Annotated in this window: 19 protein-coding genes; 12 read left to right on the forward strand and 7 right to left on the reverse strand. The window is 65.2% G+C overall.

What is annotated here, in order from left to right:
- The first annotated feature begins 291 nt into the window (after positions 1 to 291).
- Positions 292 to 1,587: an RNA polymerase sigma factor gene (locus NFJ07_RS07060; protein WP_269993415.1), complete on the forward strand. Its 1,296-nt coding sequence runs from the start codon at positions 292 to 294 to the stop codon at positions 1,585 to 1,587.
- Positions 1,588 to 1,667: 80 nt separating this feature from the next.
- Here NFJ07_RS07060 and NFJ07_RS07065 read toward each other — a convergent pair whose 3' ends face one another.
- Complete coding sequence (locus NFJ07_RS07065; protein WP_269993416.1) at positions 1,668 to 3,080, reverse strand: aminotransferase-like domain-containing protein; 1,413 nt, start codon at positions 3,078 to 3,080, stop codon at positions 1,668 to 1,670.
- On the opposite strand from NFJ07_RS07065, the gene NFJ07_RS07070 reads away from it, so the two are divergent.
- Together NFJ07_RS07070 and NFJ07_RS07075 are read left to right on the forward strand one after the other, a co-directional pair.
- Positions 3,079 to 4,056 (forward strand): DMT family transporter, encoded by a 978-nt coding sequence (locus NFJ07_RS07070; protein ID WP_269993417.1) that lies wholly within the window; start codon positions 3,079 to 3,081, stop codon positions 4,054 to 4,056. The two genes, NFJ07_RS07065 and NFJ07_RS07070, sit on opposite strands and share 2 nt — an antisense overlap.
- A gap of 51 nt (positions 4,057 to 4,107) precedes the next feature.
- Complete coding sequence (locus tag NFJ07_RS07075; RefSeq protein WP_269993418.1) at positions 4,108 to 4,758, forward strand: FMN-binding negative transcriptional regulator; 651 nt, start codon at positions 4,108 to 4,110, stop codon at positions 4,756 to 4,758.
- 106 nt (positions 4,759 to 4,864) lie between these two features.
- Here the strand turns inward: NFJ07_RS07075 and NFJ07_RS07080 are convergent, their stop codons facing one another.
- Positions 4,865 to 5,086 carry a DUF7455 domain-containing protein gene (locus tag NFJ07_RS07080; RefSeq protein ID WP_059389114.1) on the reverse strand — a complete coding sequence of 74 codons (222 nt, stop codon included), beginning with the start codon at positions 5,084 to 5,086 and terminating at the stop codon, positions 4,865 to 4,867.
- Between the two features lie 223 nt (positions 5,087 to 5,309).
- Here NFJ07_RS07080 and NFJ07_RS07085 point away from each other — a divergent pair, with 223 nt between their 5' ends.
- A complete protein-coding gene (locus NFJ07_RS07085; RefSeq protein ID WP_269993419.1) occupies positions 5,310 to 7,418 on the forward strand; it encodes a DNA gyrase/topoisomerase IV subunit B in 2,109 nt (702 codons plus the stop codon).
- Between the two features lie 39 nt (positions 7,419 to 7,457).
- Here the strand turns inward: NFJ07_RS07085 and NFJ07_RS07090 are convergent, their stop codons facing one another.
- Both NFJ07_RS07090 and NFJ07_RS07095 read right to left on the reverse strand, forming a co-directional pair.
- Positions 7,458 to 8,450, reverse strand: coding sequence for a M56 family metallopeptidase (locus NFJ07_RS07090; RefSeq protein ID WP_269993420.1), 993 nt, complete (start codon positions 8,448 to 8,450; stop codon positions 7,458 to 7,460).
- Between the two features lie 6 nt (positions 8,451 to 8,456).
- Positions 8,457 to 8,843, reverse strand: a complete 387-nt coding sequence (locus tag NFJ07_RS07095) for a BlaI/MecI/CopY family transcriptional regulator (RefSeq protein ID WP_078105520.1) — start codon at positions 8,841 to 8,843, stop codon at positions 8,457 to 8,459.
- A 275-nt stretch (positions 8,844 to 9,118) separates the two neighbouring features.
- Here NFJ07_RS07095 and NFJ07_RS07100 point away from each other — a divergent pair, with 275 nt between their 5' ends.
- From NFJ07_RS07100 to cydD, 3 genes are read left to right on the forward strand one after another with little or no spacing between them, the layout of a single operon-like run.
- The gene (locus tag NFJ07_RS07100) at positions 9,119 to 10,732 is read left to right on the forward strand and encodes a cytochrome ubiquinol oxidase subunit I (protein WP_269993421.1); all 1,614 of its coding nucleotides are present in this window, start codon (positions 9,119 to 9,121) and stop codon (positions 10,730 to 10,732) included.
- Between the two features lie 20 nt (positions 10,733 to 10,752).
- On the forward strand, positions 10,753 to 11,850 hold the full coding sequence (gene cydB / locus NFJ07_RS07105; protein ID WP_269993422.1) for a cytochrome d ubiquinol oxidase subunit II: 1,098 nt from the start codon (positions 10,753 to 10,755) through the stop codon (positions 11,848 to 11,850).
- Between the two features lie 3 nt (positions 11,851 to 11,853).
- The gene (cydD, locus tag NFJ07_RS07110) at positions 11,854 to 15,303 is read left to right on the forward strand and encodes a thiol reductant ABC exporter subunit CydD (RefSeq protein WP_269993423.1); all 3,450 of its coding nucleotides are present in this window, start codon (positions 11,854 to 11,856) and stop codon (positions 15,301 to 15,303) included.
- Here cydD and NFJ07_RS07115 read toward each other — a convergent pair.
- The gene (locus tag NFJ07_RS07115) at positions 15,300 to 16,382 is read right to left on the reverse strand and encodes an NAD(P)H-dependent flavin oxidoreductase (protein WP_269993424.1); all 1,083 of its coding nucleotides are present in this window, start codon (positions 16,380 to 16,382) and stop codon (positions 15,300 to 15,302) included. The two genes, cydD and NFJ07_RS07115, sit on opposite strands and share 4 nt — an antisense overlap.
- Before the next feature lie 8 nt (positions 16,383 to 16,390).
- Positions 16,391 to 16,909 (reverse strand): DinB family protein, encoded by a 519-nt coding sequence (locus NFJ07_RS07120; RefSeq protein ID WP_269993425.1) that lies wholly within the window; start codon positions 16,907 to 16,909, stop codon positions 16,391 to 16,393.
- A 125-nt stretch (positions 16,910 to 17,034) separates the two neighbouring features.
- On the opposite strand from NFJ07_RS07120, the gene NFJ07_RS07125 reads away from it, so the two are divergent.
- Positions 17,035 to 17,415 (forward strand): VOC family protein, encoded by a 381-nt coding sequence (locus NFJ07_RS07125; RefSeq protein ID WP_269993426.1) that lies wholly within the window; start codon positions 17,035 to 17,037, stop codon positions 17,413 to 17,415.
- A gap of 73 nt (positions 17,416 to 17,488) precedes the next feature.
- Here the strand turns inward: NFJ07_RS07125 and NFJ07_RS07130 are convergent, their stop codons facing one another.
- A complete protein-coding gene (locus NFJ07_RS07130) occupies positions 17,489 to 20,026 on the reverse strand; it encodes a DNA gyrase/topoisomerase IV subunit A (RefSeq protein ID WP_269993427.1) in 2,538 nt (845 codons plus the stop codon).
- Positions 20,027 to 20,080: 54 nt separating this feature from the next.
- On the opposite strand from NFJ07_RS07130, the gene NFJ07_RS07135 reads away from it, so the two are divergent.
- The 4 genes from NFJ07_RS07135 to NFJ07_RS07150 all read left to right on the forward strand — a co-directional run bounded on the left by NFJ07_RS07135 (position 20,081) and on the right by NFJ07_RS07150 (position 25,520).
- On the forward strand, positions 20,081 to 22,774 hold the full coding sequence (locus NFJ07_RS07135; protein WP_269993428.1) for a bifunctional acetate--CoA ligase family protein/GNAT family N-acetyltransferase: 2,694 nt from the start codon (positions 20,081 to 20,083) through the stop codon (positions 22,772 to 22,774).
- A 67-nt stretch (positions 22,775 to 22,841) separates the two neighbouring features.
- Positions 22,842 to 23,570: a DUF5998 family protein gene (locus tag NFJ07_RS07140; RefSeq protein WP_269993429.1), complete on the forward strand. Its 729-nt coding sequence runs from the start codon at positions 22,842 to 22,844 to the stop codon at positions 23,568 to 23,570.
- Positions 23,570 to 24,799, forward strand: coding sequence for an alkaline phosphatase family protein (locus NFJ07_RS07145; RefSeq protein WP_269993430.1), 1,230 nt, complete (start codon positions 23,570 to 23,572; stop codon positions 24,797 to 24,799). Before NFJ07_RS07140 ends, NFJ07_RS07145 begins: the two co-directional genes overlap by 1 nt.
- The gene (locus NFJ07_RS07150) at positions 24,792 to 25,520 is read left to right on the forward strand and encodes a thymidine kinase (RefSeq protein WP_269993431.1); all 729 of its coding nucleotides are present in this window, start codon (positions 24,792 to 24,794) and stop codon (positions 25,518 to 25,520) included. The genes NFJ07_RS07145 and NFJ07_RS07150 overlap by 8 nt, the downstream gene beginning before the upstream one ends.
- Positions 25,521 to 25,534: the final 14 nt, after the last annotated feature.

Raw genomic sequence — 25,534 nt, forward strand, 5'->3', positions numbered from 1 at the left:
CCGTAGCGTGACATTGCGGGAAATCCGTGCGGCACGTAATTGTCCGCACGGTAGCGGATATCGACCCCCGGAATCCAAAACCGTGAGACAATGGTTGCCGAGACCCGGTTGGGTCCGTGTTTCAAGTGCCGTAAACGTCCCCTGAATTCAGGGAACATTAAGGCGCCGTCGGGAGTTTTACCTAAAGACTCTGCGGTCGGCGATGGCACTTGATGTTACAGCGGACTTGACAGGGTCATAGTGGTGTTGCCCCTATGGTGATTCCACAGACCGCCGCTAGAAAGGTTTTCTGTGACCCCGTCTTCCGCTGAGAAGGAACCCGCCGCCCTGGCCGAACTGTCCGCCGAAGAAAAGAAGGCGGCTACAGCTACGACGCGTGCGGCAACGCGTACTGCCAATGCTTCGACTGCAGGTGCAGAGAAGCCGGCACCCAAGAAGCGCGGGCCCAAGCCCGGCGCCAAGGCCGCTGCCGAAGCAGCCAACAAGTCCGCCGGCGCCGACGAGGACTCCGAAGAAGTCGAGGATTTTGACGCCGCCGCTCCCGACGAAGCAGAGCTCACGGAGGAAGTCGAAGAAGGCGAAGAGGGCAAGAAGCCTGCCGCGACCGGTTCCGGTTTTGTCTACTCGGATGCCGACGACGACGATGCACCGGTCCAGCAGGTCATGTCTGCCGGCGCGACGGCCGACCCCGTCAAGGACTATCTGAAGCAGATCGGCAAGGTTGCCCTGCTGAACGCGGAGCAGGAAGTAGACCTTGCGCTCCGCATTGAAGCCGGCCTCTTCGCCGAAGAGAAGATCAACGCTGATGACGGCTCCATGGACCCGAAGCTCAAGCGTGAGCTCGAGTTCATCATCCATGACGGCAAGAGGGCCAAGAACCACCTGCTCGAAGCCAACCTGCGCCTCGTGGTCTCCCTGGCCAAGCGCTACACGGGCCGCGGCATGCTGTTCCTGGACCTCATCCAGGAAGGCAACCTGGGCCTGATCCGTGCAGTGGAGAAGTTCGACTACACCAAGGGCTTCAAGTTCTCCACTTACGCCACGTGGTGGATCCGCCAGGCCATCACCCGCGCCATGGCGGACCAGGCCCGCACCATCCGCATTCCGGTGCACATGGTGGAAGTCATCAACAAGCTGGCACGCGTCCAGCGCCAAATGCTGCAGGACCTTGGACGCGAACCTACGCCTGAGGAACTGGCCCTCGAACTGGACATGACTCCCGAGAAGGTCGTTGAAGTCCAGAAGTACGGCCGCGAGCCCATCTCGCTGCACACCCCGCTTGGCGAAGACGGCGACTCCGAATTCGGCGACCTCATCGAGGACTCCGAAGCCGTTGTACCAGCTGACGCCGTGAGCTTCACCCTCCTCCAGGAACAGTTGCACTCGGTGCTTGACACCCTGTCCGAGCGTGAAGCAGGCGTCGTCGCGATGCGCTTCGGCCTTACCGACGGCCAGCCGAAGACTTTAGACGAAATCGGCAAGGTCTATGGAGTCACCCGCGAACGCATCCGTCAGATCGAATCGAAGACGATGTCCAAGCTGCGCCACCCCTCGCGGTCGCAGGTTCTGCGCGACTACCTTGACTAAAGCAATGGACGCCCTGCCCTAACAGGCACAGCCCGTCAAAAAGTGGACCCCCGGATTTCCCAGGGGTCCACTTTTTGCATCTAGGGGCTGTTCCGCTCGAGTGCCTGGCCGAGGATGCGGGCACCTTCCGGGAAGGCGGAGGGGTTGGGTCCTGCGTAGTTGAGCCGGATGAACGGACCCGCCGGTTCGGCCGGGAACCACTCGGTACCGACAGCGATCATCACCCCGGCGCTCTCGCAGTCACGGGTCAGCCTTTCGAGGTCCGTCCCGTCGGGCAAGCGTGCCCAGAGGTTCAGCCCTCCCTGGGGGATGAGGCTGAGGTGGGCCCGGGGGGCGTGCTCGCGCAGGCTTGAGACAAGGAGGTCTCGGCGTGACTGGAGCTGATGGCGGAGGCTGCGCAGATGCGTCTGCCAGGCCGGCTGGGTGACGACATCGAGTGCCGCAGCCTGCAGCAATCCGCTGACATACATCGATTCGGCCGCGCGGTCCGCAAGGATTCGTTCGCGGGCGGGGCCGCGCGCGATGACGGCGGCAACGCGGATGGCAGGCGAAACGCTTTTCGTGAGGGAGCGTAGATAGACCACGTGGCCGGAGTCGTCACGTGCGGCGATGGGAACGGGGGCCGAAGTGATGCCGAAGTCGTGGGCCCAGTCGTCCTCAACGAGGAACGCGCCGTACTCCCGGACGACGTCCAGGACTTCTTCGCCCCGACGGGCGGACCATTGCGCTCCAGTGGGGTTGGCAAAGTTCGGTTGGGCGTAGAACAGCCGTGCGCCCGTCTCCTCAAAGGCCCTGGCTAATTCTTCGGGGTCCGGCCCATCCGGCCCGCTGGGCACCGGGACGATGCGGACTCCGGCTTGCGTCGCGGCCAGGATGGCTCCCCAGTAGCTCGGGGATTCCATGAGCAGCGGCTGCCCGTGGCCCACCAACGCGGTGAAGATGGAGCTGAGGCCGCCTTGGCTTCCTGGCAGCACGATGACGTCGCTCGGTGTTGGCGGGGTGAGTCCGGCCGGCGTCGCGTTGCCGAGTTCGTGCGCGAACCAGGACTGCAACTCGGGAAGCCCCGGCGCCGGAGGCCGGGACAAGGCAGCGTCACCCCGGGCCGCCCGGGCGAGAGCGGCCCGCACAAGCCGCTCCGGGAGGAGTTCCCGGTCCGGGTATCCGGAGTGGAAGGCAATAGTGGCGTTCGACGTGTCGCGCATTGTGGTGGGGGCTGAGCGGGGAGGGGCCTGCGGTGCACGCAGCGCTGCAGTTTGCCAGCCGTAATCCGAGGGGCGTGCTGTCCGGACGGCCCGCACGAAGGTGCCGACGCCGGGCCGGCTCTCGATCAGGCCCTGCGAAGTGAGCGCTTGCAAGGCTTTCTGCACCGTCACGGGGCTGGCCTGGTACTCGGCGACCAGTGACCGGGTGGACGGTAGCCGGGATCCCGGGGCCGCACCGGCGATCCATTCCCGCAGTCGCATCGCAATTCGAGAACTGCTATCGTTGTTCATGAGAGACAATAGTAGCGCTACTACGCTTGTTCGCCCAGTGATACCGTCCCGAACAGCCACGGGCCTTTGGTGGGGCCTCCTCGGAGTAGCGGCGTTCTCGTTCACTGTTCCCTTCACCCGAGTGGCGGTTGGTGGCCTGTCGCCCCTGTTCATCGGCTCCGGCCGTGCCGTCGTCGCGGCGATACTCGCGGCATTCGCCCTCGCGCTCACCAGGCAGCGCCTTCCCCGAGGTAGGCAATGGGCGCGGCTCGCTGTGGTCGCCGCCGGGATTGTTGTGGGCTTCCCGCTACTCACCTCATTCGCACTCACGACGGCGCCGGCCAGCCACGGTGCCGTCGTCATCGCCCTGCTCCCTGCAGCGACGGCAACTGCGGCAGTCCTCCGCGGGCGTGAGCATCCGCCGATCGCTTTCTGGCTGGTCACAGCCGTCGGTGCCGTTGTGGCCATAGCTTTCGCCATGGCGCAGCCCGGCCAACCAGCCCAGCCCGGCCAACCAGCGCAGTCGGGTGCGCTCGGGCAACTTAACTGGGCGGATGTGCTGCTCCTCGGTGCTGTCATTGCTGCGGCCATCGGTTACGCGGAAGGTGGCCTGCTCGCACGCGAACTCGGCGCATGGCAGACCGTATCTTGGGCGCTCGTCCTGGCATTGCCGTTGATGGCCGGCCTGACAGCACTCTCCATGTCCCAGCAGCCACCGTCAGCCTCACCGGTCCAGTGGGCTGCGTTTGGATACCTCGGAATCGTCAGCATGTTCTTCGGCTTCTTCGCCTGGTACCGGGGCCTCGCCATCGGCCCCATGGCCAGGGTCAGCCAGGTACAGCTGATCCAGCCCGTGCTGAGCATTTGCTGGGCGGGGTTGCTGCTCGGCGAATCCCTGGGCTGGACCACGATCGTCGGCGGCCTGGCCGTCATCGTTTGCGCAGGCGTCGCCGTCCGGGTCCGACTCAATCCGCAGCCCGCGGAACAGGGTCGCTGAGGACCAACAACACCAAGACCGCCCGTCACAAAAGTAGGAAGAATAGATCGCATGTACATTCCAGCGCATTTCGCAGCCGGTCCTGACGACATCCGTGACCTCCTGACACGGCCAGGTGCGGCAAATCTGGTCACGATGACGTCGCAGGGCCTCCTCGCGACTTTCCTGCCGCTCATCTACGATCCCTCGATCGGTGCACACGGCGCGCTCCACGGACACCTCGCCCGAAGCAACTCCCAATGGTCCGAGCCGGCGATCGGAGATTCACTCGTGATCATCCAGGGCGCGGACGCCTACATCTCGCCTTCCTGGTACGCATCGAAGGAAGAGCATGGACGCGTCGTCCCGACGTGGAACTACTCCACGGCGCACGTATACGGCAAGCTTGCCGTCCATGATGATGCGGTGTGGCTCGGGAACCATGTCAGGCGGCTCACCGACCTCAACGAAGCCCGTTCCGAGCGGCCGTGGTCCGTGGACGACGCGCCGGACCGCTACGTCTCCGGCCAGTTGCGTGCCATCGTTGGCATCGAGCTGGTGATCAGCCGAATCGAAGCGAAGGCCAAACTGAGCCAGAACCGGCCCGACAGGGACATCGATGGGGTCGTGGCCGGGCTTGATGCCCAAGGGCAAAAGGAGATCGCTGCCGACGTAGCCCGAGCCAGGCAGGAAAGACCGCGCCGGGACGCAGGCATCGCCTAGGCACGGGAGGCATCGCTTAACGCACCAAGGCCCCCTCCGTCCGGAAGGGGCCTTGGTGTCTCTGTGAAATTTTGTCAGCCGGGCCGCTGGGGCCAGCCAGTGATGGCTAGTCGGCCAGGACGGGTTCCTTCTCCTGAAGGCGAGCCGTCTCGTCATGCCAGTCCGAGGTCATCGGCCGCAGCGTGGCCTCAACTGCACGTGCGTGGTGGCCGCAGAAGAGCAGCTCACCGCCGGAGGACTCGAGTACAACGCGGACATATGCCTGGGCTCCGCAACGATCGCACCGGTCGAGTGCATTGAGTGTGCGGTCTGCAACTGCTGTTGTCATGGTCGGCCTCCTTAGTAGTTCTGTGTATCCATATAACCAGCATTCGAAGCAAAACCATGGCAAGGATGGGTCACGTTCGCTGTCCGCGTATCACATGTTCGTAACACCGGGAAGTGGCGTCCAGCACGATTTGGGAGTGGCAGCGCTCGTCTTGGCTTCGGGGCGGCTAGCCTAGGAGGAGTGTTTTTTGCCTCTGTTACACCCCCGAAGGAGCGCCCCGCCCGTGGCACCGAGTTCTGAATACAACGCCCGGCACCTTTCAGTCTTGGAAGGCCTGGAGGCGGTCCGCAAGCGTCCGGGCATGTACATCGGCTCCACCGACTCACGCGGGCTCATGCACTGCCTGTGGGAGATCATCGACAACTCAGTGGACGAAGCGCTGGCGGGCTTCGGGCACGACATCCAGATCATCCTGCACGCGGACAATTCGGTGGAAATCCACGACGACGGCCGCGGCATCCCGGTGGACCTGGAACCCAAGACCGGGCTCACCGGCGTCGAAGTTGTCTTCACCAAACTGCACGCAGGCGGAAAGTTCGGTGGCGGCTCCTACACGGCTTCCGGCGGTTTGCACGGCGTTGGCGCGTCCGTGGTGAACGCGCTCTCTGCCCGTCTTGACGTGCAGGTGGACCGCGGCGGCAAGACCTACCAGATGTCTTTCCGCCGGGGCGAGCCCGGACGATTCAAGGACATCGGTTCGAAGCCCAGCCCGACGTCGGTATTCGAACCGTTCGTCGAAGGCTCGGTGCTCGACGTCGTCGGAAAAGCCAAACGGGGCGTTACCGGTACCCGCATCCGCTACTGGGCAGACCGGCAAATCTTCACCCCGGACGCGAAGTTTTCCCTCGAGGATCTCGCGGCGCGCGCCCGCCAAACGTCCTTCCTTGTTCCGGGCCTCAAGCTCACCGTCTGCGATGAGCGCCGGCTCCCCGGTACGCCCGGCGAAAACGGGCCGCACCAAGAGATCTTCCATCACGACGGCGGCATTTCCGAGTTCGTCGACTTCCTCGCCGCGGATTCGGGCGTCACTGATATTTGGCGGCTCCACGGTGCGGGCAAGTTCAAGGAGACCGTTCCGGTCCTTGACGAAAACGGGCACAGCAAGATCGCCGAAGTGGAACGCGATTGTGAAGTGGACATCGCGCTGCGCTGGGGGATCGGCTACGAAACCACCATGCGAAGCTTCGTCAATATCATCGCCACGCCTAAGGGCGGCACGCACCAGGCAGGCTTCGAGCTGGCACTCCTGAAGACCTTCCGCAAGGCCGTGGAAACGAACGCACGCAAGCTCAAAGCGGGCAACGACAAGATTGAGAAGGACGACATCCTGGCCGGCCTGACGGCAGTGCTGACGGTCCGCTTGGCAGAGCCCCAGTTCGAGGGCCAGACCAAGGAAATCCTGGGCACTTCGGCTGTCAGGGCGATCGTTGCCAAGGTGGTCGAGGAAGAAATCACGGCGCGCTTGAACTCGGCGAACCGCAACGACAAAGCCCAGTCCGCCCTGCTGCTCGAGAAGATCGTCAGCGAGATGAAGTCCCGCATCTCAGCCCGCGTCCACAAGGAAACACAGCGCCGGAAGAATGCGCTGGAAACGTCGTCGATGCCCACCAAGCTGGCAGATTGCCGCACGGACGACGTCGGACGCTCCGAGCTGTTCATCGTGGAAGGTGACTCTGCCCTTGGCACCGCCAAGCTGGCGCGCTCCTCGGACTTCCAAGCGTTGTTGCCGATCCGTGGCAAGATCCTGAATGTGCAGAAAGCCTCGGTGGGGGACATGCTCTCCAACGCAGAGTGCGCGGCCCTCATCCAGGTAGTGGGTGCCGGTTCGGGCCGGAGCTTCGACATCGACGCCGCCCGTTACGGCAAGGTGATCCTGATGACCGATGCAGACGTCGACGGCGCGCACATCCGCACGCTGCTGCTCACGTTGTTCTTCCGGTACATGCGTCCGATGATCGACGAGGGCCGGGTATATGCGGCTGTACCGCCGCTGCACAGGGTGGAAGTCGTCAACGCGGGCCAGAAGGCCAACGAGATGATCTACACGTACTCGGAGGCCGAACTGCACGTCCTGCTGGCCAGGCTCGCCAAGGAAGGCAAGCGCTACAAAGAGCCGATCCAGCGCTACAAGGGCCTGGGTGAAATGGACGCCGAGCAGCTCGCCGAGACCACCATGGATCCGCGCCACCGTACCCTCCGCAAGGTGGGGATCGAGAACGCCAAGATGGCGGAGGACACCTTTGACCTGCTGATGGGATCGGACGTCGCCCCGCGCAAGGACTTCATTATTGCCGGCGCTGCGGACCTGGACCGGGAACGCATCGACGCCTGATCCGGTGTTCCTGGGTTAGGCGGGCCTGTCGTGCCCCGTTCAGCCCAGAAAACCCGGCACAATCAGCAGGCCTGTCGGCACCGCGAGCAACATGGCCGACGCTGCGAGGACCAAGGCACGCTGAGCTGCCGGAAGTGGCGGCTTGGGTGAGAGCAGCCGGCTGACGCGCGACGCCGTCGTGCGCGGGGAATCGGCGCCGCCGGTGCCACTCAGCGAGCTGTCTTCGGGGGAAGAGTCCCGCTCGCTTGTTCCGGGAGGGCCGAATCGCTCCACGGGACGCGCGGAACCGCTGGCCACGATCGCGATCGCCTTGATGAGCGTTCCCTTGCTCTCGGTGCGCAGCGCCACATCATCGGCGAGCATCTCGATCAGGGAGTTGACCGCCACCTGGGCGAGTCGCGTGGTGGGGAACCAGGGCAGTGCCTGGCGCCACGCCGCGAAGGCCCACAGAAGAAGGTCGTGGCGTTGCGAGAGATGGGCATTTTCGTGGATGAGCACGGCCCTCAGCTCGGCAGGCTCCAGGGCGGCCATGAGGCCGTCGGACAGTACGGTCACCGACCTTGCGCCGCCGGGCAAGCAGTATGCAACGGGGGACTCGTGGTTGATGACCACCGTGCCAGGGCCGTCGTCGGACGGTGAGGCTAGTAGCGCGAGGAGTTCGCGGTGCCTCCGCCGCTGCCGTTCGATCTTGACGTAGGTGAGCAGCAGGGTAAACACGAGATGGGCGCTCAGCAGCGCCGCGGCGGACAAAGCGAACAAGTGCCAGAAGCCCAGCGCCGTGGTGGGCTCGTTGTGAAGCACCATGCCGGCCAAGGAACGCAGGCCTGCAATGAGGTTGTCGCCGATGGGCTCAAGCCCGTAGACGAGCATGGCTCCGATCATGGACAGGCCACCGGCGAGTGCGATGGCTTGCCAGAGGACCATGGCCATGAAGGGTGCGCGTGCCGGCCATTCGGCGCGCGACAAGAGGACCGGAACTGGCCAAGCCAGCACCAAAGCAAGGACCGCCAGAAAATATGAGGTCCAGAACATGGGTGGTTAGTTTTTGCCGAGCAGCTTGCGCAGCGTGGCGGCTTCACTCTCGCTCACGGAACCAATGAACCGTGCCAGTACGGCTTCGCGGTCCGGGGCGGAGCCCAGGGCCTCATGCATGAGGTCCGCCGTGTGGTCGGCACGGCTGGAAACAGCCTGGTAGCGGTGCGGGCGGGTGCCACGTTCGCGCTCCACGAGGCCCTTCTTCTCAAGGCGGGACAAGACCGTCAGCACTGTGGTGACTGCGAGGTCCTTGCCTTGGTGTCCTGCAATGCCATCTGTGGCGGCAGAATCCTGCGCCAGCAGATCACGAAGTTTGTTGGCTGTCGCAGCCTCCTGGCCCGCCCAGAGGAGATCCATGACCGCCCGTTCCAGTTCGCCAAGACTTGCCATCAATGCATCCCTACTTTCCGCACTTCCCTGCCCCTTGCTTGAGCTGGGGGAAGTGCGATGATCCAACATTCCACCCTCAATCTACCGCTTTTCAGGCGGCGATTCTACGTGAGGTAGAACATGCGGCGCGGCGTGTCCTTGCGGCACTGTTACGCCACTGGAAGAGTGGTGGGGACATCGCAGGGGTTTGTTCTACACTGTGTAGAAGAAGTAGTTTCTACGCAACGTAGAAAATGGACGCCGCATAGCGGGCAGCCGGATAAATTAGGACAGCCATGGACGCCTTGGAAATCGCACGCTGGCAATTTGGAATCACCACGGTCTACCACTTCATGATGGTGCCGCTGACCATCGGGCTGGGGCTTGTGGTGGCCGTCATCCAGACCCTCTGGTACCGCACCGGCAAGGTTGAATACCTGCGGATGACCAAGTTCTGGGGCAAGCTCTTCCTCATCAACTTCATCATGGGCGTGGCCACGGGCATCGTGCAGGAATTCCAATTCGGCATGGCCTGGAGCGAATACAGCCGATTCGTCGGCGACGTGTTCGGTGCGCCCCTGGCCTTGGAAGCGCTTCTGGCGTTCTTTGTGGAATCGACCTTCCTGGGGCTGTGGATCTTCGGCTGGAAGCAGCTCAAGCGCGGTGTCCACCTCGCCTGCCTTTGGATCGCCGTGATCGGTTCGGTCTTCTCGGCCTACTTCATCATCGTGGCCAACTCCTGGATGCAGCACCCCGTCGGCGTCACGATGGTCAACGGGCGTCCCGTCATGACGGACGCCTGGGCGGTCTTCACCAACAACACCGCCATGGTGGCCGTGCCTCACACGCTCTTCGGCGCGCTGGCCGTCGCCGGTGCGTTCCTTCTGGGCATCGCCTGGTACCACCTCTGGCGCCGCCGCCACGATGGCATTGACACCGTCGGAGCGGACGGCCGGGCCATCGCGGGCGAAGCCAACGTTCCCGGACGGGACAAGGCCGACTACAAGGTGTGGATCAACTCCCTGCGGATCGGCGCCGTCGTCGCCATGATTTCTTTCGCCGGCACTGCCATCACGGGCGATTTGCAGGGCAAACTGATGTTCGAACAACAGCCCATGAAGATGGCCGCGGCCGAGGCCGCCTGCCACGACGGCACCGGATTCTCGGTGCTGAGTATCGGCAACCTCGGCTCCAAGAACTGCAACGACATCGTGGCCGTGATCGAGGTCCCCGGCATCCTCTCCTTCCTGGCCAAGGGCGATTTCAACACAGAGGTAAAGGGCGTCAACAGCCTCCTGGACGAGTACAAGGCCAAGTACGGCACCCACCTACCGAACAATCCGCTGTACGGCGATCGGGCCGGTCAGGAAATCCAGTACGTACCCGTCATGGAAGTGACCTATTGGGGCTTCCGCATGATGATCGGCTTCGGAGGCATCGCCGCTCTTGCCGCGTTGCTTGCCCTGTGGGTGACTCGCAAGGGCATGGTGCCGCAATCCCGCTGGATCATGCGCCTGGCAGTCTTCGGCATCCTGGCTCCCTTCGGCGCCAACGCCGCCGGCTGGATCTTCACCGAAATGGGCCGGCAGCCGTTCGTCGTCGCGCCCAATCCTGACGCGAGCGGCGTCGACCAGGTGTTCATGTTCACGGCCGCGGCAGTTTCACCGGGCGTCTCCGCCGCTGAGCTCATCACCTCATTGGTGGTGTTGGCCTCCATCTACGCGGTCCTGCTGGTGGTGGAAGTCCGGCTGCTGGTCAAATACGCCCGCGGAGGCGTGGTGTCCGCGATGCCGGAGCTCGCTGAGGCTCGCGGCAGCGAAAAGAAGGAAAAGAAGGACGACGACGGCGGGACCCCCGGCGCCCCGGGCCAGCCCGGCGACAGCGACGACGTCCTGGCATTTGCCTACTAGGAAGCAGAGGGATCTTTCGAATGGAACTGTTGCCAACCGTCTGGTTCGTGGCCATCGCCGTGCTGTGGACGGGTTACCTCTTCCTGGAGGGCTTCGACCTCGGCGTCGGAATGCTCATGAAGCTCTTCGCCCGGAACAACACCGATCGCCGGGTGCTACTGAACACGATCGGCCCGGTGTGGGACGGAAACGAAGTGTGGCTCCTGACCGCGGCTGGTGCCACCTTCGCGGCCTTCCCGCTTTGGTACGCCTCGCTGTTTTCGGCCCTCTACCTGCCGCTGCTGATTGTCCTGGTGGCCTTGATCTTCCGGGCGGTGGCTTTCGAGTACCGGGGCAAAGTAGACACCGCGCGCTGGCGGACCGTCTGGGACTGGGCCATCGCCCTGGGCTCGTTCACGGCCGCATTCGGCATCGGCGCTGCCCTCGCTTTGACCACCACCGGGCTGCCGATTGACGCGAATGGCGACCGCCAGGGCGGACCGTTTGCCTGGTTCAGCGGATACGCCGTGCTGGGCGGTTTCGCCGTCGTCGCGTTCGCCCTGGTGCACGCCCTGGCGTTCCTGGCCCTGAAGACCGACGGCGAGGTACGCCACCGTGCGCGCCGCTGGTTTGTGCGGCTTGCCCCGCTCGCATTGCTGCCGCTGCTGGCATGGATGGTGGCCGTCCAGCTCCTCAGCGGCAAGCCGTTGACGTGGATCCTCGTGATCCTCGGAGTCCTGGCAGCTGCAGGGGCGTGGGTACTCGCCCGCAAGGGAGCCGAGGGCAAGGCCTTCGGAGCCCTGGGTGCGTTCCTGGTGTGTGCCACCGCCTCCATCTTCGGTGCGGCCTTCCCTGTGGTCATTCCCTCCACCCTGAACCCGGCCTTCAACCTCACCATTTCCAACGCCTCGTCCTCGGCGTACACCCTGGGGCTGATGAGCATCGTGGCCGCCGTCGGGTTGCCCCTCGTCATCGCGTATCAGGCTTGGACCTACTGGGTGTTCCGGCGGCGGGTGAGCGCCGCACATATTCCGGCCGCACATGGTTTCCTGCCGGCTATCGCGGCGAAGGTCCTGGTCGGTCATGCGGCGCCGGGCGGACCAGCTGCCAAACGCGCACCCCGCGACGCCAGCGAGTAACGGATGAAGCCCCAGCTGCCGGCCGGACCCGCCACCCGATCCGCCTTGTACGTCCTTGGCTTGCTGTCATCACTCAAGGCTTTGTCCCTGGTCCTGATTGCGCAGGCGATCGCGGGGATGTTGTCCGGACTTGCTGCGGGCGGCATGGGGTGGCGCGAAGGACTCCTCTGGGGTGCCGCCGGTGCGGTCCTGCGGTCGCTGACGGTCTGGGGCCAGGGAGTCGCGGCGCGTCGGGCGGCCCTCGGGGTCAAGGAAGAGCTAAGGTCCAGGTTGCTGGGGCGCGCCCTCGGCGCCGGGGCTGCGGGACGAGTCGGCGAAGTGAACGATGGCGGTCTGGCCGTGCTCGCGACCCGCGGACTTGATGCACTGGACAACTACTACACCCAGTTCCTGCCCGCCTTGGTCAATTGCGCCGCGTTGCCTTTGCTCCTCGGCGTGCGGATCCTCTTCGCGGATTGGGTCAGTGCCGTGGTTGTGGTGCTGACCTTGCCGCTGGTCCCGCTGTTCATGGTGCTGATCGGCCGCCACACCGAGGACAGGGTCCACGAAGCCCAATCCACGCTGCGGAAGCTCTCGGGGCACATCCTGGAGTTGGCCAAGGGACTTCCGGTGCTGGTGGGACTGGGCCGGGCGGGCGAACAGCGCGCAGCCCTCGAGGACCTCTCCGAGGAATACCGCTCGCGCACCATGGGAACCCTGCGGACTGCCTTCTTGTCCGCCCTCGCCCTGGAGCTGATAGCCACCATCTCCGTCGCCGTCGTGGCCGTCTTCATCGGCGTGCGACTCGTGGCGGGCGACATGGGCCTGGAAGCAGGCCTGCTGGCCCTCATCCTCGCCCCCGATTGCTATCTTCCCCTGCGCGAGCTGGGCACAGCCCACCATGCCAGCGACGACGGGCGTGAGGCGTTGGCCGCAGCCAACGCCGTGCTGGAGTCGCCGGCGGGCCGTCCGCTGAATGATGTTTCCGGCACCGAAGTTTCCGGCGCTGTCGTGGTCACCGGACTGACGGTGAGATATGCGGGAAGGGGGACTCCCGCCGTCGGGCCCATCGACTTCAAGGCTCCAGTGGGGCGGATCACGGCCCTTGACGGCCGCAGCGGTTCGGGCAAGAGCACCATCCTTGGTGTCCTCGCCGGTACGATCGGCGACGGTCCGCAGGCAACCATCGAGGGTTCCGTTACCGGCCTGGGCGCCGGTGTGGTGGCTTGGGTGCCGCAGCATCCCGTCATGGTTGCCGGTTCCGTGCTGGACGAGATCGTCCTTTACCTGAACGGCGGCAACCCGGACTTCGCGTCCCAGGCCCTTGCGTCGATGGACCCCGGGTCCACGCCCGATACGGACATCGCGGGGGCCATGCGTTGCCTCGAGCAGGCTGCCGCGGAGCACCTCGCGTTCAAGCATCCCGCCGAGTTGAGCCCTGGCGAAGTGCGGCGGGTGGCCGTGGCCCGCGGCTTGGCGCGCCTCGACGCGGGTGCCACTGTCCTGCTGCTCGACGAACCCACCGCGCATCTCGACGTCGCGTCCGCGGACGCCATCCGTTCGGCAATCGCGGGGCTGCGAGGGTCCGCGACTGTCATCCTGGTTGCCCACGACGCCGCGACCCGGAAACTGGCGGACAACGTAGTGAAGGTCGACGGCGTGAACGTCGACGGCGGGGGGATCGACGGCGGAGAGATCGATCGAAGGACTGGGCAGGAGCAAGCCGGCCCCGTGAGCCTGGAATCCGCCGCACCCGCGCCAGCTCAGGTCCAGCGGGACGCGAACCCCGGAAGCACCCCGGACGGGGGAATTGAACCCCCCACCGCAATCGCCACGCTCAGGGCCCTCGCGCGCATCCTTGCACCCGTCCGCTACAAGTTTGCCGGTGCCGTGCTGATCGCGGCGCTCGCCGCCCTGTTTGCCGTGGCGTTGTCCGGGCTGTCCGGCTGGCTCATCATCCGGGCCAGCGAACAACCGCCCATCCTGTACTTGCTCGGAGCGATCGTGGGCGTCCGGTTCTTCGGCATTGGCCGGGCGGTGCTGCGGTACTCCGAACGGCTCGTCGTGCACGACACCGTCTTCGCCGCGATGACAAAGCTCCGGGGCGCGCTCTGGGCGACTCTCAGCGCCCGGGCGCTGTCCTTGCGGCAGCTCCTGCAGGGCGGCAATGTCCTCGGAGCGGTGGTGGACGACGTCGATACGCTGCGGGACGTACTGCCACGCGTTGTCCTGCCGCCGCTCTCCGCCCTTGCCGTCGCGGTGTCTGCAGTGGTCGCCTCGGCGCTTCTGGTTCCCGCCGCCGTGCCGGCGGTGGTCGCGAGCGCCGTGGTTGGCCTCGTCCTGGCTCCTCTTCTTGCCCTGGTGGCGGACCGCAACGCGGCGCGCTCAGAGCAGCAACTGCGCTCACTCGTGCTGCGCGACGTTGCCGCAGCCCTCGACGCCCGCGCGGAGCTCAGCGCCAATGGCGTGGCCGGCACAGTTCTGTCGTCCTTGACCCTGAGGGACAACGCCGCCACCGCAGCCGCACAGCGTTCCGCGTGGGCTGATGGTATAGGCCAGGGATTGACCGTGCTTGCCGGCACCCTGGGAGCGCTGGGGGCGGGCCTTCTCGCCGCACCGTCGGTGCAAACCGGAACTGTTGCGCCGGCTGTGCTGGCCGTCATCGTCCTTGTTCAGCTCGCGCTCGCGGAACCATACGGGGCGGTAGCGTCTGCTGTGCGGCAGGGTCCGGCTTTAGCCGCCGTATTGCGGCGGATCGCCCAGTCCGGAGCCTTTGACGCCTCAGAAGCCGACGGCGGCGTGTTGACGCTGCCGGAGCGACCCGACGGCTCTGCGGGGCTGCTGCTGGATGGCCTCGAAGCGTCCTGGCCCGGCGGCGCGCCCGTCTTCGGCGGGCTCAGCGCCGAAGCGGCCCCCGGACGATGGCTCGCGGTCACGGGGCCCTCCGGTTCGGGGAAATCCACCTTGCTCTCCGTGCTGCTTGGCTTCCTGCCCGCGTCATCCGGGAGTGCGTACGTCAGCGGGAATGCCGCGTGGTGTCCCCAGGAAGCCCACCTCTTCGACTCCACAATCCGAGGCAACCTGCTGCTCGCCCGCCCGGCCGACCGCAAGCCTTCAGAGGCGGACATGTACAAGGCCTTGGGCGCCGTCGGGCTTTCCGGATTGGTGTCCGGGCTTCCCGCTGGCCTTAATAGCCGCATAGGTCCCTCGGGTTCGTTCCTGAGCGGCGGTGAACGCCAACGGCTCGCCATGGCGCGCACGCTCCTGACCGGCGCAGCTGTCCTCCTCCTGGACGAGCCGACGGCCCATCTCGACGCCGAGGCCGGACGCCTGATGATGGCGGAGCTGCGCATGGGGCTGAAGGACGTCACAGTGGTCCTGGTGACCCACAACCCGGCCGACATCGCCGGGGGAGACGTCCGGCTGGACCTGGGTTCGCCGTCGGCCCTCCCGGCACTGGTGCACGGAAACTAGCCGAGGAGTCGCCCGAAGGTGGCGTCCACGGACTCGACGATATTGTCCACGAGCTTCCGCGCGTCGTCCTCCCGGATGAGCGGTGTCGATTGGCCTGCCCACAGCGACATCAGGCCCGGGATTCCCTGTGCCGCAGCGGCGGGCCGGAACTTGCCCGTCAGCCAGTTCTGGATCGGGAACGGGGCATGGGTGGCAGGATCGGCGAGCTCCGCGATGATCCTGTTGGGGATGCCGCGTGCCAAGCGGCCGCTGAGGGCACGGGTCAGGACCGTGTGGGCGGCGTCGGGTCCGCGCATCGCGGCCAGGTGCGCCGGACTGATGGCTGACTGGCGCGTGGCCAGAAAGGCTGAACCGATCTGGACCGCGTCCGCGCCAAGTGCCAACGCGGCAGCGACCCCGCGGCCATCAGAGATACCGCCTGCGGCGATGACTGGAACCGAGACGGCATCCACCACCTGGGGCACCAGGGCCATGGTTCCAACGAGCGAGTCCTCCGGGGCGCGCAGGAAGGAAACCCGATGTCCGCCGGCCTCCATGCCCGTGGCGACGATGGCGTCAGCGCCGCCGGCATCCAAGCCCACGGCTTCGTCAACGGTGGTTGCAGTACCCACCACCACGATGCCGTTCCGGTGGGCCTGTTCGATGACAGCCTCAGACGGAACACCGAACACGAAGCTCAGCACGGCCGGGCGGGCGTCGACGGCCGCTTGAATCTGTTCGTGCAGATCGGGCAGGTATGTGTCCGGTTGCGTGGGTGGTTCCACACCCACAAGCTCGAAATACGGCCGGAGGATATCCACGTAGGCGGCGAACTGCGGGGCGTCCACGGTTGGCGGCTCTTCGCCCTCGATGGGGAGCCAGAGATTCAGTGCGAACGGTTTCCCGGTGGCCTCCCTGAGTTCGCGGGCCGTGGTGGCAATCCGCTCCGCATCGTATCCGTAGAGGCCGTAGGAACCCAGCCCGCCGGCCTCACTGACCGTGGCAGACAGCTCCACCGATGACAGGCCACCGAACGGGCCAAGGACGATAGGCAGGTCAATATTGAAGAGACGGGTTGCCCGCGTGTCTTTCCACGACATTGCAGCGCCTAGCCGTCCACGTCGTGGAGGTGATGGACGACGTCGTGCAGGAAGTACTGCGCAAACGTCAGCACGGTGAACGTGGAGCCGTTGCTGCGGACCCCGGTGCGGGGCCACTCATCTTCGTGGACAGCGGCGAAGGAGTTGGCAATTTGAGTGCCCTCGGCGGCCAGCTGCGCAGCCACTTCCGCGGGGTCCGTATTGGCATAGTCGCCGTCGATCGCGGCCTTGTCCTGGTCCCAGTTGGCGAAATGGGCGTCGTCCTCGCGCAGCATCAGGTTCAGGCGCTGGTCGAAGAGGCTGAAGACATCCCGTACGTGGCAGGCATACTCCAAGGGCGACCACGTGTGTTCGTCCGGGCGCGTTGATGCGTCTTCCCGGCGCAGAACGGCCCGCCAGCGCGGCAGCATGTTCAGGACTGTCCCCGGCACGGTGGACGGGGTCACAGTGGCGGCGTCGAAGCCGCATTCGGGACAGGGCGTGGACAGGACCCAGGTCCAGTCCTTGTCATCGGGAATGATCGGCATGGCAGTAGTCTAGGGCTCGAATTCCCGATCCGGTCACACTACCCGGAGAGGGACCCATCCCAGGTCTGATCAGCCCGATCAGGAGTAAAGTTAGCTGCTGGGGAAGCCTGGAAAGTGAAACTGCCATGCTAAAGGATCTAAACGTCGCCGGCGTGCTCCCTGCCAGCGATATCGCCCGCGCCCGCGATTTCTACCGCGACAAGCTCGGCCTCGAACCGGATAACCCGGAGGCCACAGACAACCTGACGTACAAGTGCGCCAACGGCACGGCCTTCCTGCTCTACGAGACGCCCAATGCCGGGACCGCGAAGAACACCCAGTTGGGATTCCAGAGCACGGACCTGGACCAGGACATGGCCGATCTCAGGGGCCGCGGAGTCGTTTTCGAAGAATACGACTTCCCGGGCTTGAAAACCGAAAACGGCGTAGCCACCATGCCGGACGGCGAAAGGGGAGCCTGGTTCCTCGATTCGGAAGGAAATATCATCAGCATCGCCACGATGTAGCTCAGCCACGATGTAGCTCAGCTCAGTCAGGACAAAGCGCATTCGGGACTAAGCCTTCAACAGCTGCTTCCGGTCAATTTTCCTCGGCGTTCCCTTCTTCCCACGCCATACTCGCACCTACGGCATCCACGGGCTGGGAGAGGGGAACGCCGGAGCCGTCGCGGCGGCCATGCTCCTGTGGGAGGGCACGGGCAACGCCGGCGCTGGATGACGCCTTCGCCGGGCCGTGACCCGCCCACCCGAGCAGCAGTGTGTCTTCACCCTTGAGGAAACGGTGGGCCCGTACGCCTGCCGTGGCCCGGCCCTTGGCCGGATACTCCTCGAACGCGGTGATCTTCGCCGTGCCCGGAGCAGTCCCCGGCAGCGCGCCGTTGCTGCCCGCGATCGTCACGACGACGGCGGCGGGGTCGTTGGCGCGCACCGTGCCGAAGTGGATGACCTCGTCGCCGTCCGCAAGCTTGATACCCGCCATGCCGCCCGCGGTGCGGCCCTGCGGCCGAACGGCAGAGGCGCTGAAACGCAAAAGCTGCGCAAGCCGGGTCACGAAGACGAGGTCGACGTCGTCGTCCTGTGCAGGCTCCACGCCAACCACAGTGTCCTTGTCCTTGAGCGCAATGACTTCCCAGTCTTCACGGTTCAACGGGTAGTCCGGCTGGACGCGCTTGACCACGCCCTGGACCGTTCCGATGGCCAACACGGCATCCAGCGGCACGAACGCCACGAGCGTTTCGCCCTTGAGCAGGGTGATGAAGTCCTTCGCCGCGACACCCCCGGCAAGATTGGGCAGGCCGGACATGGGCGGCAGCGCCGGCATATCCATGACCTGTACCCGGAGCATGCGGCCTTGCGAGGTGACGGCGCCGATTTCGCCCCGCGCAGTCGTCTTGACCACGGAGCGGTAGACGTCATGCTTGCTCCGCGGGCCGGATTCGGCCAGTGGCTCCTGGTTGGAGGTCCGGGCGATCTGGCCGGAGGCGCTGAGGAGTGCCCAGCAGGGGTCATCGGGGATTTCGAGTGGAAGCGCGGCGGCCTTGCCCTTGCCGGCCGGGACGGCTGCTGCGAGCGCCGCGGCGACGGTGGGTGAAACAGCCTCGGACTCGAGGAGAACCGTGCGTCGCGGGGTGCCGTACTTCTCGGACACTTCGGCCAATTCTCCGGACACGAGCTCGCGCAGGAGCACATCGGACGCCAGGATCGCCTCGAGTTCGGCGATCTCCCGGCGCAGTTCTTCCTGCTCCTTTTCGAGTTCGATGCGCGAGTATTTGGTCAGTTGGCGCAGGCGAAGCTCGAGGATGTAGTTGGCCTGGATCTCGGACAGGTCGTAGATGGACATCAGCCGTTCGCGGGCCGCAGCTGCCTCGTCCGAGGAACGGATGATCTGGATGACCTCGTCGATGTCCACGATCGCGACCAACAGGCCCTCCACCAGGTGGAGGCGGTCCTTCTTCTTGCCCAGCCGGAAGGCTGTGCGACGGCGTACAACGGAAATGCGGTGGCCGACGTACACCTGCAGGAGCTGGAGCAAGCCCAAGGTCTGCGGCTGCCCATCCACCAGGGTCACGTTGTTGATGCCGAAGGAGTCTTCCATCGGCGTGAACCGGTAGAGCTGTTGCAGCACGGCGTTGGGGTTGAAGCCGTTTTTGATCTCTATCACGAGCCGCAGCCCGTGCTTGCGGTCAGTGAGGTCCATGACATCGCTGATGCCAGTCAGCTTTTTGGCGTTGACGGCATCCTTGATCTTCTCGATGACCTTCTCCGGACCCACCATGTAGGGGAGTTCGGTCACCACCAGGCCGGTGCGGCGCGCGGTCAGCTGCTCGATCTCCACCTTGGCGCGGGTCTTGAACGAACCGCGTCCCGTGGCATAGGCATCACGGATTCCGTCCAGCCCCACGATCCGGCCGCCTGTTGGCAAGTCCGGGCCGGGCACGAACCGCATGACGTCTTCCAACGTGGCGTCCGGATTGGCGATGAGGTGCCGGGCGGCCGCGATGACTTCCACGAGGTTGTGGGGAGCCATGTTGGTGGCCATGCCGACGGCAATGCCCGTGGTGCCGTTGACCAGCAAATTGGGGAAGGCCGCGGGCAGGACATCCGGCTGGGTGAGCTGGTTGTCGTAGTTGGGGACGAAGTCCACCACGTCTTCGTCGAGGTGCTCGGTCATCGTCATCGCGGCCGCGGCGAGCCGGGCCTCCGTGTAACGCGGTGCGGCCGGGCCGTCGTCGAGCGAACCGAAGTTGCCGTGCCCGTCAATCAGGGGCAAGCGCAGCGAGAAGTCCTGTGCCATGCGCACCATGGCGTCATAGATGGCCGCATCACCGTGTGGGTGCAGCTTTCCCATGACTTCGCCCACCACGCGGGCACTCTTCACATGCCCGCGGTCCGGGCGCAGGCCCATGTCGCTCATCATGTACAAGATGCGTCGCTGGACGGGTTTGAGGCCGTCGCGCGCATCGGGGAGCGCGCGGGAATAGATCACCGAATATGCGTACTCCAGGAAGGAGCCTTCCATTTCGGAAGTGACGTCGATATCGATGATGTTCTCAGTGAAGTCCCCGTCGACGGCGGCCGAGGCCGCGTTTGCGCGGGAGGGACTTTGGCTGCGTGCCATGGAGTCGGTGGATCCTTAAACGTGTACTGCGGAAGACTTAGCTAGGCTAAGCCTATGGTGGATCAGCCCGGCGCCGGCGTATATCCGGAATATTGGGAGGCCGATGTCGTGCTTCGCGACGGCGGAACGGCCCACTTGAGACCTATCTCACCCGAAGACGCCGACGCGCTCCAGGCCTTCCACACCGCGCAGTCCGAGACTTCCATCTATATGCGGTTCTTCTCGTTCAAATCCAGGCTCTCCAGCAAGGAACTGCGCCGCTTCACCGAGGTGGACCACAGGGACCGGGTGGCGTTCGTCATCACCATCGGCGGAGAGATCGTGGGCGTCGGCCGATATGACCGGCTTGGTGATCCCACCGAGGCCGAAGTGGCCTTCAACATTTCCGATGTCCAGCAGGGCCGGGGCATCGGCTCTATCCTGCTCGAACACTTGGCGGCGGCCGCCCGGGAGAACGGCATCCGCCGCTTCACGGCCGAGGTCCTGCCGGAGAACCGCAAAATGCTCCGGGTCTTCGCCGATGCCGGCTACGAGCTTGTGCGCAAATTCGACGACGGCGTCGTCAGCGTCGACTTCAACATCGACCCCACCGAAAAATCCCTGGCCGTCATGGAATCCCGGGAACACCGCGCCGAGGCCCGCAGCGTACGGGACTTGCTGGCGCCGTCGTCGATCGCTGTGGTGGGTGCCAGCCGCCGGTGGGGAACGGTCGGGCACCAGTTGCTTGAACACATCCTGGAGGGTGGCTTCACTGGCGCGGTCTATGCGGTCAACCCCGAGGCTTTCGAACTGGCCGGCATGAAGTCCTTCGCCCGGATCGCCGACGTCCCCGGACCGGTGCAGCTCGCCATCATCGCAGTGCCATACGAAGAAGTGCCGAAAGTTGTGGACGAGTGCGGGGCGGCAGGGGTCAAAGGGCTGGTTGTCGCCACCGCCGGGTATGCCGACGACGGCGAACGGGGGCTGCGGAGGCAGCGGGACCTGGTGCGCCGGGCCAGGTCCTATGGGATGCGCGTGATCGGTCCCGAGTCTTTGGGGATCGTGAACACGAACCCGGACGTTTCCCTCAATGCGTCGATGGCCCCGAGCCTGCCCAGGCGCGGGGGATTGGGGCTGTTTTCGCAATCCGCGGCCATTGGCGTTTCCGTCTACGCGGCAGCGAGCCGCCGGGGCCTGGGCCTTTCCTCGTTCCTGTCTGCCGGCAACCGCGCCGATGTCTCCGGCAATGACGTCATGCAGTTCTGGGAAGACGATCCGGATACCGTCGCCGTCGGGCTCTACTTGGAGTCGATCGGCAATCCGCGCAAGTTCTCCCGACTGGCCCGCCGCTTGTCGCGCAGCAAACCGGTCATTGTTGCCAAATCGGATGTCACCGGGCTGCGCCTTCCGCCGGGGCACGTGGTCAGGACCACGCTGGCGCCTGTGGCGGCCCTGGACGCGATGATGCGCCAGGCCGGGGTCATCGCCGTCGAAACCATCGAGCAGCTCATGGACGTGGCCCAGATCGTTTCCAGCCAGCCCTTGCCCAAGGGTCCGGCGCTCGCCGTCTATAGCAATTCCGCGGCCTTCGGGAAGGTCGTGGCGGACAACGCGGCGCCCCAGGGACTCGTCGTCGACAGGATTGTCACCGACGTAGACCTGGATACGGGGAAGTCCGCTGCGCTGGAGGGGTTGCGGCGCAGCCTCCGCGAGAATCTTGCGGACGATTCCGTGCATGCGGTGGTGGCGGCCATGGTGCCGTCCCGCAGCCTCACGATGGAAGCGATCGCCGGAGTGCTCGCCGAATGCGCGGCAGAGGCCGGCAAGCCGGTCGTGGCGGCTTTCACGGGAATCCTTGATAGTTCCGTGCAACTGGATGGATTGCTCGCCCCAAATGGTGAGTCCGGTCCGTCCCTTCCTTGCTACTCCAGCGCGGGCAGTGCGGTGGCGGCCTTGGCGGCAGTGGTCCGTTACGCGAAGTGGCTGGACCGGGATCAAGGCATGTTCGTGGAGCCTGCGGGTTGCGACCGAGAAGGTACCCGCGAACACATCGAACGGCTCTTGTCTTCTGTCCCGGGGGAACAATTGGTCCGGCTCGACGACGGCGAAGCGGCCGCGCTGCTGGTCCGCTACGGCATTTCCGTGGTGCCGTCCACTGTGTTCGAGAGTGACGACGAAGCGGTAGCCGCCGCCGAACGGCTCGGCTGGCCGGTGGTGCTCAAGACCACGGATCCTGCCCTCCGGCACCGCCTGGACCTCGGTGGTGTGCGGCTGGACATCGAGGACGCGGACTCGCTGCGGCGCAACATCGCGCAGATGCGTCGCACCCTTGAGCCCTACGGTTCATCCGCCATCGAGGTGCAGGCCATGGTTTCCGTCGGGCAGGGCTGCACGTTCCGCGCCATCGAGGATCCACTCCTGGGGCCGGTGGTTTCTTTCGGTTTGGCGGGAGACGCAGTGAACCTCCTGGACGATTGGGCGCACCGGGTGCCCCCGCTGTCCGCCGCCGACCTCCACGACTTCATCCGGGCACCCCGGGCTTCGCTGAAACTATTCGGCTACCAAGGGCTGCCCGCGGTGGACGTGGCGGCCCTCGAAGACCTCGGCGCACGGCTGGTCCGCCTCAAGGATGAACACCCCGAGATTGCCCTGGTGGAATTCAATCCCGTCCTGGCCGGGACCCGGGGCGCGAAAATCCTTGCCGCCGAGGTATGGATCGGGAACGCCGCACAGCGTACCGACAGCGCGCGCCGTGCGATGCTCAGCTGACCGGACAGTTGACCCTACGAGGGCCGGACGGTTATGAAGTCCCCAGCCGATCTGTGAAAATGGGGGAATGAGCTCGAAGTCCCCGACGCCTCCGTCCGGTCCGGCTACCACCGGGCACCATGCAGCACACAACCACAGCTCGCAGGGGCAGAGCCTGGACCAGGCACTTCAGCGGGCAGGTTTCTATCCTGTCCTTGTTGCCGATGTTGTGGCCGACGCCTTGGACGGGCGTGATTGCCTTGCGCACCTGGTGCATTTGGAAACGCATTTCGACCGTGCCGAGGTCCGGCGGCACATCACGGTCCTGGTCCTCACCGAGGACATGCTGGTGATCACCCACGTCGACGACCAGCAGCTTGACGAAGCCGGCGAGCAGATCGTTGCCCAGATTTCCACGGAGTCCGTGCCCGTGGCACAGATCCGCTCGGTGGTCCTCAGCTACATGTATGCGCAGCCGCAGAACTACACTCCAAGCGACCCCGTCAGGGAGCTGACCCTCTCGATTGCCTGGTCCGGTGGCCAACGCCTGGATGTGGGACCCGCGAGCTGCGGCGATCCCCAGTGCGAAGCCGACCATGGGTACACGGGCACCATTTCCCAGGAGGACATCGTGCTGCGGATCAGCTCCGAGGCCGACGGACCCAGGGCCGTCCAGGACGCGAAGATCTTTGCCCGCGCACTGCGGGCTGTCAACACTGGCGCTCCCGGGCCTGCAGTCCACCCGGGTACCCTCTCCGGTCCGCGACTCCGCTCGGGCGTCTTCGGCAACAGGCTGAGCCGCGGGCACCAGCGCTGATGACGACGTCGGAACCCGTCGCCCAGGACACCGTCCCTGTTTCCAGCACCGTCCCTGAGCTTCCCGGCGCGCCGCTGTATGGCAGCAAATCGATCGCCGAGGTCTTCACCAGCGCCGCAGCGAGCATGGGCCTGCCCGGCTTCGAGAACAAACTGCAATTGCCTGCATCGCAACGCGTCTGCGTGGTTCTCGCTGATGGCCTGGGACGCAATCTTCTGAAGCAGAAGGCAGCCCACACCCCGTTTCTGAGGTCAATTGCGAATTCGGGGCAGGGAGCCGTTCCGGTGTGGCTTGATTCAGCCTTTCCTTCCACCACGGCATCGTCCTTGGCCAGCCTGGGAACCGGCCGTACGCCGGGTGAACACGGCATGGTGGGCTATGACGTCCTGGATCCCGCCCAGGACAAGGTAGTCAACTTGCTCGGCAATTGGGACGCTGGAGTCGACCCCCTGCGCTGGCAGCCGTTCCCGACGATTTTCGAACGAGTGGCTGCCGACGCCGACGTCGTCACAGTGAGCCTGCCCCAGTTCGGCGCGTCACCGATGACCCGCGCGGCGCTCCGCGGAAGCCGGTTCGTGGGTGGCAGCTCGCTCCACGCCCGAACGGCAGCGGCGGGGGAGGAAATGGCCGCGGGAACCAGTTCGCTCATGTACTTCTACGTCAACGAGCTGGACAAGGCCGGGCACCGCTACGGCTGCCAGTCCGATCGCTGGGAGCACCAGCTCGAAGAAATCGACTCAACGGTCAAGAGGCTCTCTGCCTCACTGCCCGCGGGGACAACCATCCTGCTCACCGGCGACCATGGAATGCTTGACGTCCCGGAGTCGCAGCGCATCGACTACTCCGCCGATCCCGCCCTTATTGCCGGGGTCCGGCACACGGCAGGCGAGCCACGCATGGTCCACCTGTACCTGGAACCCGACGCGGGAGAGCTTCACCGGGATGCCCTGTTGGATGCCTGGCGCGCCCGCTTCGGCGACCGGATCTGGGCCTTCACCCGTGAGCAGGCCCTTGAGGCGGGGCTCTTCGGGGTCCTGCGACCGGAGGTTTCGCCCCGGATCGGAGATGTCATGATCGCCGCCCGGGACACTTTGGCGCTCTATGACGTCCGCCGCGTCCGCCCCACGGCCTTGGAAGTGGTGGGGCAACACGGTTCGCTGACCAAGGCGGAGCGCGAAGTTCCGCTGCTCTGCTTCCAGGCCGGAGGTCCCAAAGGCCGCCGTGGCTGAGCTCATTTTCTTTTCCGGAACCATGGACTGCGGCAAGTCCACCCTTGCCTTGCAGATGGACTACAACCACCGTGCCCGCGGCCGGGGCGGGGTCCGCTTCAGTTGCAACGACCGCGCCGGCGGTTCCGTCATCTCCAGCAGGCTCGGGCTCCAGACGGACGCGGTGGAGGTCATTGACGCTACCGATTTCTGGGACGAAGTTGTCCGACGCCGGACGACGGGCCTCAAGGTGGACTACCTGATCTGTGATGAAGCCCAGTTCTACTCGCCGGAGCAAGTGGAACAGTTGGCGCGCGTGGTTGATGAGATGGGCGTTGACGTGTTCGCTTTCGGAATCACGTCGGACTTCCGCACGCGGCTGTTCCCTGGATCCCAGCGTTTCGTGGAGCTCGCGGACAGGGTCCAGGTCCTGCAGGTTGAAGCGCTTTGTTGGTGCGGCCGCCGGGCAACACACAATGCGCGGACGGTGGACGGCATCATGGTGGTCGAAGGCGAGCAGGTCGTGGTGGGCGACGTCGCCATGGACGGTGGAATGGAGGCCGACCGAGCGGAGGCTATTCCGGAGCGAGCCGAAGCATCGCAACCCGTCGTCGGATACGAGACCCTATGCCGCCGCCACTACATGCGCAGGGTCACGGCACACGGGGCCAACCTCATGGCGAGCCGGGATCAGTTGCTGCCGTTCGACGTCGACGCTTGCCTTTGGCACGGCGCCAGCTGAAGCTGCTGCGAACT

It is taken from the genome of Arthrobacter sp. B2a2-09, assembly GCF_027587375.1.
In the GTDB taxonomy this organism is placed as follows: domain Bacteria; phylum Actinomycetota; class Actinomycetes; order Actinomycetales; family Micrococcaceae; genus Arthrobacter.

Excerpts from the sequence above, each read along its gene's own strand:
- NFJ07_RS07070 (WP_269993417.1), top strand. The coding sequence starts at position 3,079 with ATGAGAGACAATAGTAGCGCTACTACGCTTGTTCGCCCAGTGATACCG.
- NFJ07_RS07065 (WP_269993416.1), bottom strand. The coding sequence starts at position 3,080 with ATGAACAACGATAGCAGTTCTCGAATTGCGATGCGACTGCGGGAATGG.
- NFJ07_RS07075 (WP_269993418.1), top strand. The coding sequence starts at position 4,108 with ATGTACATTCCAGCGCATTTCGCAGCCGGTCCTGACGACATCCGTGAC.
- NFJ07_RS07080 (WP_059389114.1), bottom strand. The coding sequence starts at position 5,086 with ATGACAACAGCAGTTGCAGACCGCACACTCAATGCACTCGACCGGTGC.
- NFJ07_RS07090 (WP_269993420.1), bottom strand. The coding sequence starts at position 8,450 with ATGTTCTGGACCTCATATTTTCTGGCGGTCCTTGCTTTGGTGCTGGCT.
- NFJ07_RS07095 (WP_078105520.1), bottom strand. The coding sequence starts at position 8,843 with ATGGCAAGTCTTGGCGAACTGGAACGGGCGGTCATGGATCTCCTCTGG.
- NFJ07_RS07100 (WP_269993421.1), top strand. The coding sequence starts at position 9,119 with ATGGACGCCTTGGAAATCGCACGCTGGCAATTTGGAATCACCACGGTC.
- cydB (WP_269993422.1), top strand. The coding sequence starts at position 10,753 with ATGGAACTGTTGCCAACCGTCTGGTTCGTGGCCATCGCCGTGCTGTGG.
- cydD (WP_269993423.1), top strand. The coding sequence starts at position 11,854 with ATGAAGCCCCAGCTGCCGGCCGGACCCGCCACCCGATCCGCCTTGTAC.
- NFJ07_RS07115 (WP_269993424.1), bottom strand. The coding sequence starts at position 16,382 with ATGTCGTGGAAAGACACGCGGGCAACCCGTCTCTTCAATATTGACCTG.
- NFJ07_RS07120 (WP_269993425.1), bottom strand. The coding sequence starts at position 16,909 with ATGCCGATCATTCCCGATGACAAGGACTGGACCTGGGTCCTGTCCACG.
- NFJ07_RS07125 (WP_269993426.1), top strand. The coding sequence starts at position 17,035 with ATGCTAAAGGATCTAAACGTCGCCGGCGTGCTCCCTGCCAGCGATATC.
- NFJ07_RS07130 (WP_269993427.1), bottom strand. The coding sequence starts at position 20,026 with ATGGCACGCAGCCAAAGTCCCTCCCGCGCAAACGCGGCCTCGGCCGCC.
- NFJ07_RS07135 (WP_269993428.1), top strand. The coding sequence starts at position 20,081 with ATGGTGGATCAGCCCGGCGCCGGCGTATATCCGGAATATTGGGAGGCC.
- NFJ07_RS07140 (WP_269993429.1), top strand. The coding sequence starts at position 22,842 with ATGAGCTCGAAGTCCCCGACGCCTCCGTCCGGTCCGGCTACCACCGGG.
- NFJ07_RS07145 (WP_269993430.1), top strand. The coding sequence starts at position 23,570 with ATGACGACGTCGGAACCCGTCGCCCAGGACACCGTCCCTGTTTCCAGC.